Origin of the sequence: Streptomyces sp. NPDC127098 (assembly GCF_042722465.1) — a bacterium.
Classification (GTDB): domain Bacteria; phylum Actinomycetota; class Actinomycetes; order Streptomycetales; family Streptomycetaceae; genus Streptomyces; species Streptomyces millisiae.
On sequence record NZ_JBHXFJ010000013.1, the window covers coordinates 93,604 to 105,392 of the forward strand.

13 protein-coding genes are annotated in these 11,789 nt (G+C 73.6%); 7 read left to right on the top strand and 6 right to left on the bottom strand.

The window, feature by feature from the left end; translation table 11 throughout:
• Nucleotides 1-23: 23 nt before the first annotated feature.
• The 3 genes from ACFWI8_RS11470 to ACFWI8_RS11480 are packed head-to-tail and all read right to left on the bottom strand — an operon-like array spanning nt 24 to nt 3,309.
• Nucleotides 24-1,109, bottom strand: coding sequence for a threonine aldolase family protein (locus ACFWI8_RS11470; protein WP_387088749.1), 1,086 nt, complete (start codon nt 1,107-1,109; stop codon nt 24-26).
• The gene (locus tag ACFWI8_RS11475) at nt 1,088-1,861 is read right to left on the bottom strand and encodes an SDR family NAD(P)-dependent oxidoreductase (RefSeq protein WP_387088752.1); all 774 of its coding nucleotides are present in this window, start codon (nt 1,859-1,861) and stop codon (nt 1,088-1,090) included. The genes ACFWI8_RS11470 and ACFWI8_RS11475 overlap by 22 nt, the downstream gene beginning before the upstream one ends.
• A 50-nt stretch (nt 1,862-1,911) precedes the next feature.
• A complete protein-coding gene (locus tag ACFWI8_RS11480; protein ID WP_387088755.1) occupies nt 1,912-3,309 on the bottom strand; it encodes a DUF6421 family protein in 1,398 nt (465 codons plus the stop codon).
• Nucleotides 3,310-3,453: 144 nt separating this feature from the next.
• Here ACFWI8_RS11480 and ACFWI8_RS11485 point away from each other — a divergent pair, with 144 nt between their 5' ends.
• Nucleotides 3,454-4,137 (top strand): glycerophosphodiester phosphodiesterase, encoded by a 684-nt coding sequence (locus tag ACFWI8_RS11485; protein ID WP_387088758.1) that lies wholly within the window; start codon nt 3,454-3,456, stop codon nt 4,135-4,137.
• Here ACFWI8_RS11485 and ACFWI8_RS11490 read toward each other — a convergent pair.
• On the bottom strand, nt 4,121-4,672 hold the full coding sequence (locus ACFWI8_RS11490; RefSeq protein ID WP_387088761.1) for a GNAT family N-acetyltransferase: 552 nt from the start codon (nt 4,670-4,672) through the stop codon (nt 4,121-4,123). The genes ACFWI8_RS11485 and ACFWI8_RS11490 overlap by 17 nt on opposite strands.
• Nucleotides 4,673-4,781: 109 nt before the next feature.
• Between ACFWI8_RS11490 and ACFWI8_RS11495 the strand changes: the two genes are divergently transcribed.
• The 4 genes from ACFWI8_RS11495 (at nt 4,782) to ACFWI8_RS11510 (ending at nt 7,883) form a co-directional block, all read left to right on the top strand.
• Entirely contained in the window at nt 4,782-5,339 is a 558-nt protein-coding gene (locus tag ACFWI8_RS11495) for a DUF5134 domain-containing protein (RefSeq protein WP_387088872.1), read from the top strand.
• 60 nt (nt 5,340-5,399) lie between these two features.
• A complete protein-coding gene (locus tag ACFWI8_RS11500; protein WP_387088764.1) occupies nt 5,400-6,353 on the top strand; it encodes a M56 family metallopeptidase in 954 nt (317 codons plus the stop codon).
• 32 nt (nt 6,354-6,385) lie between these two features.
• Nucleotides 6,386-7,081, top strand: a complete 696-nt coding sequence (locus tag ACFWI8_RS11505) for an HAD family hydrolase (RefSeq protein WP_387088767.1) — start codon at nt 6,386-6,388, stop codon at nt 7,079-7,081.
• Nucleotides 7,082-7,232: 151 nt separating this feature from the next.
• Complete coding sequence (locus ACFWI8_RS11510; protein WP_387088770.1) at nt 7,233-7,883, top strand: TetR/AcrR family transcriptional regulator; 651 nt, start codon at nt 7,233-7,235, stop codon at nt 7,881-7,883.
• On the opposite strand, the gene ACFWI8_RS11515 is transcribed toward ACFWI8_RS11510, so the two are convergent.
• A complete protein-coding gene (locus ACFWI8_RS11515) occupies nt 7,874-9,349 on the bottom strand; it encodes an LVIVD repeat-containing protein (RefSeq protein ID WP_387088773.1) in 1,476 nt (491 codons plus the stop codon). The genes ACFWI8_RS11510 and ACFWI8_RS11515 overlap by 10 nt on opposite strands.
• A gap of 125 nt (nt 9,350-9,474) precedes the next feature.
• Between ACFWI8_RS11515 and ACFWI8_RS11520 the strand changes: the two genes are divergently transcribed.
• Nucleotides 9,475-10,134 (top strand): DUF305 domain-containing protein, encoded by a 660-nt coding sequence (locus ACFWI8_RS11520; RefSeq protein WP_387088775.1) that lies wholly within the window; start codon nt 9,475-9,477, stop codon nt 10,132-10,134.
• Between the two features lie 36 nt (nt 10,135-10,170).
• On the opposite strand, the gene ACFWI8_RS11525 is transcribed toward ACFWI8_RS11520, so the two are convergent.
• On the bottom strand, nt 10,171-10,530 hold the full coding sequence (locus ACFWI8_RS11525) for an ArsR/SmtB family transcription factor (RefSeq protein WP_387088778.1): 360 nt from the start codon (nt 10,528-10,530) through the stop codon (nt 10,171-10,173).
• A 124-nt stretch (nt 10,531-10,654) separates the two neighbouring features.
• Between ACFWI8_RS11525 and ACFWI8_RS11530 the strand changes: the two genes are divergently transcribed.
• Nucleotides 10,655-11,737 (top strand): NADH:flavin oxidoreductase/NADH oxidase, encoded by a 1,083-nt coding sequence (locus tag ACFWI8_RS11530; RefSeq protein ID WP_387088781.1) that lies wholly within the window; start codon nt 10,655-10,657, stop codon nt 11,735-11,737.
• Nucleotides 11,738-11,789 lie beyond the last annotated feature (52 nt).

The window sequence follows — 11,789 nt, forward strand, 5'->3', positions numbered from 1 at the left end:
GCGGAGCACACCCGGCGCGGGCCCTAACGCGCCATCTCCTCGCGCAGGGCGGCGAGGAAGCCGTCGACGTCCTCCTCGGTGGTGTCGAACGAGCACATCCAGCGGACGTCGCCCGCGGCCTCGTCCCAGAAGTAGAAGCGGTAGCGCTTCTGGAGGCGCTCGCTCACGTCGTGCGGGAGGCGGGCGAACACCGCGTTGGACTCCACCGGGTGGAGGATCCGCACCCCGTCGACCTCGCGCACTCCCTCCGCGAGCCGGCGGGCCATGGCGTTTGCGTGCCGGGCGCCGCGCAGCCACAGATCGCCGGCGAGCAGCGCCTCGAACTGCGCGGAGACGAAGCGCATCTTGGCGGCGAGTTGCATGGAGAGCTTGCGGACGTGGCGCATCCGGCGGGCCACGCCGGGGGTGAGGAGCACCACGGCCTCGCCGAGGAGCATGCCGTTCTTGGTGCCACCGAAGGAGAGCACGTCGACGCCGACGTCAGTGGTGAACGCGGCGAGCGGCAGGTCGAGGGAGGCGGCCGCGTTGGCGATCCGGGCGCCGTCCAGGTGGACGGTCATGCCGTGCTCGTGCGCGAACTCGCAGACGGCGCGGATCTCGTCCGGGGTGTAGCGGGTGCCCAGCTCGGTGGTCTGGGTGATCGAGACGACCTGGGGCGTGGCGCGGTGCTCGTCGTCGAAGCCGAACGCCTGGCGGGCGATGAGCTCGGGGGTGAGCTTGCCGTCCGGGGTGGGCACGGTGAGCAGCTTGAGGCCGCCGACGCGCTCGGGCGCACCGCACTCGTCGGTGTGGATGTGCGCGGTCTCGGCCGTGATGACGGCGCCCCACCGGTCGGTGAGCGCCTGGAGGGCCACGACGTTGGCGCCGGTGCCGTTGAAGACGGGGTATGCCTCGGCGAGCGGGCCCAGATGGGCCCGGAACACGTCCTGGAGGTGCTCGGTGTAGGCGTCCGCGCCGTAGGCGGGCTGGTGGCCGCCGTTGGCCAGCGCGATGGCCGCCAGTATCTCGGGGTGGACGCCGGAGTAGTTGTCGCTGGCGAAGCCGCGCACCTCCGGGTCGTGGTGGCGGGTGGCGTCGGTGGTGGCGGTCAGGGCTGACGGGTGAGCCACAGGCGGGTTCCGTTCACTTCCTCGGTGGGCTTGGACCAGAGCTGACAGATCGACTCGGCCAGGTCGCGGACGTCGGTGAAGCCGGCGAAGCGGTGCCCGGGCCGCTCGGCCCGCATCGCGTCGTTGACCAGGGCCTTGACGACGACGATGGTGGCGGCGGCGCCCAGCGGGCCGGCGTCCGCGGTCTTGCGGAAGCCGTCCGCCAGGGCCAGGGTCCAGGCCTCGGCGGCGGCCTTGGCGGCGGCGTACGCGGCGTTGCCCGCGGTGGGTCGGGCGGCGCCGGCGGCGCTCACCAGCACGTAACGGCCGTTGCCCGCGCGGGCGAGCGGTGCCTCGAAGGCGAGCGAGGTGTGCTGGACCGTGCGCAGCAGCAGGTCGTGCAGGAGGTCCCAGTCGGCGAGGTCGGTCTCGGCGAAGGTGGCCGAGCCGCGCCAGCCGCCGACGAGGTGGACGAGACCGTCGACGCGCCCGAAGTCCTTGAGGATCTTGGCGGTCCACTCGCGGGTGGCCGCCAGGTGCAGCAGGTCGACGGTGTCGCCGACCACGGTGGCGCCGCCGTGGGCGTACCGGGCCGCGTCCACGCCGGCGGCGAGCCGCTGAGGGTCCGCGTCGGCCGCGACGACCGTGGCGCCGGCCTGGGCCAGGCGCAACAGGACGGCGTGGCCGGCGGCGCCGCCGGCGCCTGCCACCGCGACGACCGCGCCGTCCAGCGGGCCGCCGTCGCCGGGGCCCCGGGGGGTGGTGGTGCTCATGGTGCTCGCCTCCTCGTCGGGTCCCATCATGCCGCGCCGCGCCCCCGCGCTCACGCCGCGCTGGCGGCGGGGGCCGTGGCGGTGATGCCACGGGTGGACTCGATGACCTTGCGGAGCTTCTTGCCCAGCGCCTCGTAGAAGAGGCTGAGCGGGAACTCGTCGGGCAGCACCTCGTCGACCAGTTTGCGAGGCGGGAGGCTGAGGTCGAGGGCCTCCGGGCCCTTGGCCCAGGTCGAGCCGGGGTGGGGGGCGAGATGGCGCGACACCAGCTCGTAGGCCTTGAACCAGTGCACCAGCTTGGGGCGGTCGATGCCCTGGCGGTAGAGGGTCTCGATCTCCTCGCGCAGCCGCGCGGTGACCCGGCGGGCGAGGTCCCAGTCGATGGTCAGCCGGTTGTCGGTCCAGCGCAGCGCGTCGTGCTGGTGCAGGTAGGCGAAGAGCAGCTGGCCGCCGAGGCCGTCGTAGTTGCGGACCCGGGCGCCGGTGACGGGGAAGCGGAAGAGCCGGTCGAGCAGCACCGCGTACTGGACGTCGCGGCCCTGCGGGTGGCCGTCGGCGGCCAGGCGCCCGGCCTCGTGGAAGGCGGTGAGGTCGCAGCGCAGCTCCTCGAGGCCGTACATCCAGAAGGGTTGGCGCTGCTTGATCATGAAGGGGTCGAACGGCAGGTCGCCGTGGCTGTGGGTGCGGTCGTGGATCATGTCCCACAGGACGAACGTCTGCTGGCAGCGGTCCTGGTCGGTGAGAAGTCCGGCCGCGTCCTCGGGCAGCCGCAGGCTGGTGACCTCGCAGGCGGCGCCGATCACGCGCCGGAAGCGGGCCGCCTCGCGGTCGCAGAAGATGCCGCCCCAGGAGAAGCGCTCGGGAGCCTGGCGCACCGCGATGGTCTCGGGGAAGAGGACGGCGGAGTTGGTGTCATAGCCCGGGGTGAAGTCCTCGAAGGTGATGCCGACGAACATCGGGTTGTCGAAGCGCTCGCGTTCGAGTGCGGCCAGCCAGTCGGGCCAGACGACGCGCAGCACCACGGCCTCCAGGTTGCGGTCCGGGTTGCCGTTCTGCGTGTACATGGGGAAGACGACCAGGTGCTGGCGGCCGTCGGCGCGGGTCTTCTCCGGGTGGAAGGCGAGCAGCGAGTCCAGGAAGTCGGGGACCCCGAAGCCCTCGTCGGCCCAGCGGCGCAGGTCGGCGACGAGGGCCCGGTGGTAGGCGGCGTCGTGCGGCAGCAGCGGCGCGAGCTCCTCGATCGCGGCGACGGCCTGCTCGATCTCCCGGGTCAGCTGTGAGCGGGTGGGGGCGCCCTCGGCCGCGAAGTCCACCGAGCCGTCCTTGGACTGGGCGGGGCGGATCGCCTCGACGGCCCGCTTGAGGGTGTGCCAGGCGGGCCGCGCGACGATCCGGTCGGTCGGGGCGGTGTCGCCCTCAGAGGTGAGGGACGCCAAAGTTTCCGTCATAACCCATCCTCCACAGCAGAACTTCTCGTAATAGCACGGTATCCGCAGCGGATCCTTCGATCAACCGGGGGCGGGGAAGTTCGCGCCCCGCCCCCTTCGCCCACCGTTCGGGCGGCGGCAACCGGCGGCGGTTAGGGTCGCGCCATGCCGCTTCAGACCATCGGACACCGCGGGCTCATGGGCGCGGAGCCCGAGAACACGCTGCGCTCGTTCCGCCGAGCCGACCGGATGGCGCTGGACGCCATCGAACTCGACCTGCACCTGAGCAAGGACGGGGAACTGGTGGTGATGCACGACGCCACGGTCGACCGCACCACCGACGGCACGGGACAGGTCAGGGACCTCACGCTCGCCGAGCTCCGCGGCCTGGACGCCGGCCTCGGCGAGCGGGTGCCGCTGTTCACCGAGGTGCTGGACGCGGTCTCGGCGCCGATCCAGGCCGAGATCAAGGACCGGGCCGCGGCCAGGGCGCTGGCCGAGGTGATCGAGCGGCGCGGCCTCACCGAGCGGGTCACGGTGATCTCGTTCCACGACGAGGCACTGCGCGAGACCCGGGCGCTGCTGTCGGAGGTGGCGCTCGGCCTGGTCACCGGCCGTTCGACGGCCACCGCGCCGGAGCGGGCCGCCGAGCTGGGCGCGGAGCTGGTCTCCTGCGAGTTCGCTCAGCTCTCGGCCGAGGTCGTGGCCCGCTGCCGGGCCGCGGGGATCGGCGTCATCAGCTGGACCGTGAACACGCCGGACGAGCTCGCCCGGGCACGCGAGCTGGCTCTCGACGGAGTGGTGACCGACGTGCCGGAGATCGTGACGGCGGTCAGGTCAGGGGCTTGACCAGGAGCTCGAAGGCCAGGTCGACGCGGCGGGGGACGCCGAAGCGCTCGTCGCCGTAGGGGAACGGCGCCAGCTCGCCGGTGCGGGCGTAGCCGCGCCGTTCGTACCAGGCGATGAGCTCGTCGCGGGCGGAGATCACCTGCATCCGCATCTCGGTCGCGCCCCACTCGGCGCGGGCCCGGCGCTCCGCCTCCGCCAGGAGGCGGCGGCCCACTCCCCCGCCCTGCAGGCCGGGGCGGACCGCGAACATGCCGAAGTAGGCGGCGACCAGCCCGCCGGGTCCGGTACGGCGCTCCAGCTGACAGCAGGCGATCAGCTCGTCCGCGCGCTCCACGACGAGGAGCCGGCTGCCGGGGGTGGTGATCACCGCGCGCACCCCCTCCGGGTCGGTGCGCTGGCCGTCGAGGAGGTCGGCCTCCGTGGTCCAGCCGGCGCGGCTCGCGTCGCCGCGGTAGGCCGACTCCACGAGCCCCACCAGGGCCGGCACGTCGGCCTCGCCGGCCACCCGGAAGCTGAGGTCTGTCTTCGCCGTCACAGCCGCGCATCGTAGCGCGCGCCCGCGCGCTCCCTCTCGGTGGGCGTGCGCCGCCGTATGCGCGCCTGGGCCTGGGCAGCCTTCCCGGCGGGTGGCGCGGGAGGTGCCGATGCATGGTCCGGCGTTGGTGGGGTGGCTGATGGTCGCGCTGTGCGGCGCCACGGGCGGCTACTGCCTGCTGCTGGCACGCCGTGGCGTCGACGGGCCGCGGCGGGTGGTCGCGGCGGCCGAGGGCGCCATGGGCCTCGGCATGGCGGCGATGGCGCTGCCGGCCGCGCCACCGTGGCCCGCCGCCCCGGTGCTGCCGCTGGTGTGCGCCGGCGCCGCGCTGTGTGGCGCCGCGCTCCTCGCGGTGCGGGGACCGGCGCACCGGGCCCACCACCTGGTGGAGGCGGCGGCCATGCTCTATACCGTGGTGGCGATGGCCGCGGCGCCCGGCTCGCACGCCGGCCACGGGACGCCGTCCGGGCTGCCGGCGCTCACCGGGGCGCTGCTGGTCTACTTCGCGGGCTACGCGCTGCTGACCGCGCCCCGCCTGATGCCGGCCGCCGGGCCGGGTGAGGTGGTGGTGGGCCGGCCGGCGGACGCCGGGCGGTCGCCCGAGGTGGCGGCGGCCTGCCGGCTGGCCCTCGCGGTGGCCATGGTGGCGATGCTGCTGGGCATGTGAGCACCGGCCCGGACCCGGGGGCGTTCCGGCGCGGTGGCGGTCTCGTCCTAGGCTGGTGGCATGGTGATCGCCATCGCGCTGCTCGTGCTGGGCGGCCTCACCGCGGCGACGGCGCCGCGCGTGCTGGCCCGGGGCTCCTGGCCGGACCGGGAGCCGGTGCTCGCGTTGTGGGTGTGGCAGTGCGTGGTCGTCGCGGTGCTGCTGTGCTGCGTGCTCGCCATGGCCCTGGCCGGCGCCGCGGCCTGGCACGAGGTGCGCGGCCAGCTCTTCGCCCCCGCGCCGACCCGGGTGGTGGACGCCTACGCGCTGCATTCCGCCGGCCGCCGGTGGCCCGCGGCGCTGGCGCTGCTGCTCGCCTGCGGCGGTGCCTGGACGGCGCTGAGGCTGACCCGCGAGGTGCGGGCGGCCCGGTCCTGGCGGCGTCGCCGGCGCGCCGAGCTGCTGGCCCGCTCGCCCCGGCTGCCGGGCGAGGAGGCGACGTCCGCCGACCGACTGGTCGTCCTCGAGGACCCGCGCCCCGACGCCTGGCTGCTGCCGGGTTCCGTGCCGCGCCTGGTGATCACCACCGGGGCGCTGCGCCGGCTGAACCGGCGGCAGTTGGACGCGGTGCTGGCGCACGAGCAGGGGCACGTCAGGGCCAGACACCACTGGCTGTCGCACTGCGCGGGCGCGCTGGCCGACGGTTTCCCCGGGGTGCCGGTCTTCGAGGGGTTCCGGCAGCAGGTGCACCGGCTGGTCGAACTCGCGGCGGACGACGTGGCCTCGCGCCGGTTCGGCCGGCTCACCACGGCGTTGGCGCTCGTCGGGCTCAACGAGGACCGCGGCGTCTTCGGTTGCCCTGCCGGCCAGCGCGCGCAGCTCCCGCACCGGGTGCACCGGCTGCTGCGCCCGGCCCCGCGGCTGTCGGCCCCACGCCGCGCCAGGCTGACGACGTACGCCTCGCTGTTGCCCGCCGTGCCGCTCCTGGTGGCCTTCGCGCCCGGCCTGACGGCGCTGGCACCGCTCGTCGGCTAGGGCGCGGGCCGCGATGTGGGCAGGATCGTGCCATGAGCCTCGACGGAGTGATGTTCGACTTCTCCGGCACGCTGATGCGCGTGGAGCCTGCGGTCTCCTGGCTGCGCGCGGCGTCGGAGCGGACCGGGACCGTGTTCACCGCGGAGCAGCTGGGCCGGTACGCGGCCGCGCTGGAGGACGCCGGGGCGTTGCCCGGCGGCGCGCCGCCACGGGCGGTGCCGCCCGCGCTCGCCGACCTGTGGCGGGAGCGCGACCGGCACGCGGCCGGACACCGGGCGCTGTACACGGGTCTCGCCCGGTTGGTGCGGCTACCGGAGCCCGCGCTCTACGACGCCCTGTACGACCGGCACATGGAGCCGGCCGCCTGGCACCCCTATCCGGACAGCCTGGAGGTGCTGCGCGGACTCGCCGCCCGCGGCATCGGCGTCGCCGTGGTGAGCAACATCGGCTGGGACCTGCGCCCGGTGCTGCGCGCGCACGGACTCGACGGCTACGTGGAGGCGTACGCGCTGTCGTTCGAGCACGGGGTGCAGAAGCCGGACCCGCGGCTGTTCCTGACCGCCTGCCGGGCGCTCGGGCTGCCGCCGGAGCGGGTGTTGATGGTCGGCGACAGCGCCCACGCCGACGCCGGTGCGGCGGCGATCGGCTGCGCGGTGCGGTTGGTGGAGCATCTGCCGGCCGACGAGCGGCCCTCGGCGCTGCGCCCGGTGCTCGACCTGGTCGGCTGAGCGACGGCCGGGAGAAGAGGCCGGCGCCGGTATCGGACGGTCCCCCGCGCCGTCCGATACCGGCACAGCCGCCGGGCAGGACTCCGCCGCGGGCGGATGTCCTGGCGCCAGCCGAGTATACTGGCCGTTAGCCAGTCATCCGGAGTCCAGCATGTCCCCTCGCAACGCGTCGGTCAATGCGGATATGCGGCGCCGCTCCCGACAGCGGTTGCTCGAGGCGACCGTGGAGCTGGTGTCCGAGCGCGGCTACGAGGCCACCACCCTGGGCGACATCGCCGACCGGGCGGGGTCGGCGCGTGGTCTGATCTCCTACTACTTCCCCGGTAAGCGGGAGCTGGTGCAGTCCGCCGTCCACCGTCTGATGCACCTCACCCTCAGCGAGGCGCTGGAGCGGCCGCCGGTCCCGACCGGCCCGCGCGCCGGCGAGGAGCTGCTGGCGCGGGCGATCGACGCGATCCTGGGACTGGCCCGCGACCGGCCGGTGTTGATGCGGGCGCACATGGCCGGGCTGCTGCAGCAGAACGGGTTCATCCAGTGCGCCGAGCAGCAGCGCCTCGCGGCGCTGCTGCGGCAGACCGTGGTCGGCTACGGCTCGGCGGACCCGGACACCGACTACCCGATGCTGCGGGCACTGCTGATGGGCGCGGTGGTGGCGCAACTGCTGCCCGGCGCGCCGATGCCGCTGGCGCGGCTGCGCGGTGAGTTGTTCGAGCGTTACGGACTCGACTGGGAGTCGGGGGTCCCGCCGGACGGGGGGCCGCCCGGCGGGACGTCACGAACACGTCAGCTGACTCAGCGGTAGCTGGGCTGGGTCTGGACGTTGAGCTCCGACAGGCGGACGCGTTCGGCGCTGTCGGTGCGCCGGTCGTCGATCCGCAGGACGTCGAGGCCCGCCTGGTCGTTGGAGTAGATGTAGCCGTTGTAGTAGTAGGCGGACCAGGAACCGCCGAAGGACAGCACGTCCTCGGTGAGCGGCCCGCGCTCGAAGTAGCCGATCTCGCGCGGGTTGCGGGAGTCGGTGAAGTCCCAGACCGAGACGCCGCCCTGGTACCACGCCTGCACCATGATGTCGCGGCCCCGGGCGGGGATCAGCGAGCCGTTGTGCGCCACGCAGTTCTCGGTGTCGGCCTGCTCGCGCGGCATCTTGTAGTAGCCCTGGAAGACCAGTTGACGGTTGTCGCCACGGCCGGTGACGTGGTAGATGCCGTCGGCGCCGAACTCGTCGCCGGTCTCGGGGTTGCACATCGGACCGCCACCGCCGCCGAGTTCGTCGGTGAACACGACCTTGGAGCCGTCCTGGCTGAAAGTGGCCGAGTGCCAGAACGCGAAGTGCTCGGCGTCCTGCACCTGGTCGATGACGTAGGGCCTGGCCGGATCCGAGATGTCCATCAGGATGCCGTCGCCCATGCAGGCGCCGGCGGCCAGGTCGAGCGCCGGGTAGGCGGTGATGTCGTGGCAACCGGTGGTGGCGGAGCCGGAGTCGTCACCGGGGAAGCCACCCTCGGGGAAGAGCATCTCGAAGGAGGAGAGCTCGGCCCGCTCGGGCGCGCCGCGCGGCACGCGGACCACGGAGATGCCGTCGTGCGGCGGCTGGCAGTCGGGGAAGGAGGCGCTCGGGGAGTAGGAGGAGACGTAGACGTAGAGGTTTCGGCCGTCGGGCACCAGGGTCTGGGTGTGCGAGCCGCAGGAGGTCTCGACGGCGGCCACGTACTCCGGGTTCCGCACGTCGCTGATGTCGAAGATCCTGATGCCCTCCCAGGACTCGGCGATGCTCGCCGACTGGGGAACGCTGTTGCAGGAGTCGTCGCTGCGCGAGGAGTCGACGGCGAGGATGAGCAGGTCGCCGCTGACCGCTACGTCGCCCTGCCCGCCGGGGCAGAGCACCTGGCTGACGATCCTCGGCGACTCGGGGCGGCGGATGTCGTAGACCACGAAGCCGTCGTAGTTGCCGGCGAAGGCGTACCGGCCCTGGAAGGCGATGTCGGAGTTGGTCCCTGGCAGCCCGGAGGCGTGCGGGACATGGGCGACCGGCGTGATGTTCTCGCTGTGCGCGATCTCGCCCACACCGGGTATCTCGCCGTCGGCTATCGCGGCCCTGACCTCGGCCCGCTCGCTCCCTGAGACCTCTTCTCCCGGGACGGAGCCGTCTCCGGGGTCGGGAGTCGCCGATGCCGGGGTCGCCACGAAGAGCGCGGCCAGCAGGCCGGAGACGGCAGCGAGTGTGCCAAGCCGTCTGCGTCGCACCCGGGTTGTGTGCAACGATGTCACGCGTCCTCCCTGAATCCGCGGGTTCCGCCCTGTGCCGGGCGGAACATGATCCCTCAGTATCCGCCCACCCATGTACATATCAAGATGGGTAACCGAACTGTCATCCGCGTACAACAGGAGGAGCGTTGACGGACCGTCGCCGACCCCTGCTCGCCGCCCTGGCCGCCGTGGCGGCCCTGACCCTGGCGGCCGGCTGCACCGATGAGGCGGAGCCAGCCGCCGACGCCGACTCGCAGCAGGTCATCGCGCCCGCGGGGCCAGGAGAGCCGGCCAGGACGATCTCGCCCGAGGAGGCGCGCGAGGCGGCTCAGGAGGGCACCGAGCCCAACGCCGCCGACTTCCGCTTCATGCGGATGATGATCGAGCACCACGAACAGGCCCTGGTCATGGCCGAACTCGTCGACGACCGGGCGGACGAGGAGTCCGTGCGGCGGCTGGCCGACCGCATCACCGCGGGACAGAACGGCGAGATCGCCGCGATGGAGGCCTGGTTGACACGCAACGCGGGGGCGGCGGCGGACGAGGACCGCGAGGGGCACGGGAGCCATGACTCCGAGGACATGCCGGGGATGGCGACGCCCGAGCAGTTGGAGGCCCTCGAGGCCGCCGAGGGGGCCGAGTTCGACACGCTCTTCCTGGACCTGATGATCGCCCACCACCAGGGCGCGGTGACGATGACCACGGAGGCGCTCACCACGGGCAACGACGGGCCGGCCCAGCAGTTGGCGAACGACATGCTGGCGGACCAGAGCATCGAGATCGACCGGATGGAGGCCATGCGCTGACGCCGGGCGGGGCACCGGTTGTCGGCCGGACAGGGCCTAACGGGCGACGACCGGCTGCCGCTCGTGGCGGGCGGCGGCCAGGACCGCGTCGAGCAGGCCGGGGAAGCGGGAGTCCAGGTCGGCTCGGCGCAGCGCGTTCATCTTGGCGGTGCCGCGGTAGACCTGGCGGATCACGCCGCTCTCGCGCAGCACCCGGAAGTGGTGGGTGCTGGTGGACTTGCTCACCGGCACGTCGAAGACGGAGCATGCGAGCTCCTCGTCCCCCGTGGCCAGCCGGCTCACCACGGCGAGCCGCACCGGGTCGGCGAGCGCGTGCAGCACCTCCTCGAGCCGGATCTGCTGGCGCGCCGGGTGCGGGAGATCGCGGCCGGCGGCGCCTGAGGTGCTCGGGGTCATGCGGGCAATTGTACGAGAGGTGACCCCCGGGACCGAGCGCTCCGATAGTACGATGCCCCTCGTACTATGGGGTGGCATCCCGCCGCCGGGCCCGGAGGGGCCGGCCGATCACGGAGGACGTCGCATGAGCGCGCTGTTCGAGCCCTGGACACTGAGGTCCCTGACCATCCCCAACCGGGTCTGGATGTCGCCCATGTGCCAGTACTCGGCGGACACCTCGGGGCCCGACACCGGCGCCGTCAACGACTGGCACCTCACCCACTACGGCTCCCGGGCGGTGGGCGGCGCCGGGTTGATCCTGGTCGAGGCCACCGCGGTCAGCCCGGAAGGCAGGATCAGCCCGGCCGACCTCGGACTGTGGAACGACCGCCAGGCCGAGGGGCTGCGCGGGATCGCCTCGTTCGTCGGCGGGCAGGGCTCGACCGCGGGCATCCAACTCGCTCACGCCGGGCGCAAGGCGTCGACCGACCGGCCCTGGCGAGGCGGCGGGGCGCTGGGGCCCGAGGCGGGCGGCTGGCGGCCGGTCGGGCCGAGCCCGGTGCCGTTCGACGAGGGCAGCCCGGTGCCGGCGGAGCTGACCGTCGAGCAGATCGCCGAGGTCAAGGACCAGTTCGTGGCGGCCGCCCGCCGGGCGCTGGACGCGGGCTTCCAGGTGGTCGAGATCCACGGCGCGCACGGCTATCTGATCGGCGAGTTCCTCTCCCCGCACAGCAACCGGCGCACCGACGCCTACGGCGGCGACTTCGCCGGCCGCACCCGCTTCGCGCTCGAGGTCGTCGACGCGGTACGGGCGGTCTGGCCCGAGCGGCTGCCGCTCTTCTTCCGGATCTCGGCCACCGACTGGCTGGCCGAGAACGGCTGGACCGCGGACGACACGGTGCGCTTCGCCGCCGACCTGCGCGCCCACGGGGTGGACGTGCTCGACGTGTCCACGGGCGGCAACGCGCCGAACGCGCGGATACCGACCGGACCCGGGTACCAGGTGCCGTTCGCCGCCCGGGTGCGGGCGGAGACCGGGATGCCGACGGCCGCCGTCGGGCTGATCACCGAGCCGGCACAGGCGGCCGCCATCCTGGAGAACGGCGAGGCGGACGCGGTGCTCCTCGGCCGCCAGCTGCTGCGCGAGCCGTACTGGGCGAGGCGGGCGGCGCGCGAGTTGGGCGCGGAGCTCGGTCACCGTCCCGCGCAGTACCACAGGGCCGCCTGAGCGCCCCGGGGACCGGCGCGCCCGGCGGTCGCCGGACACGCGTTGTCAGTGC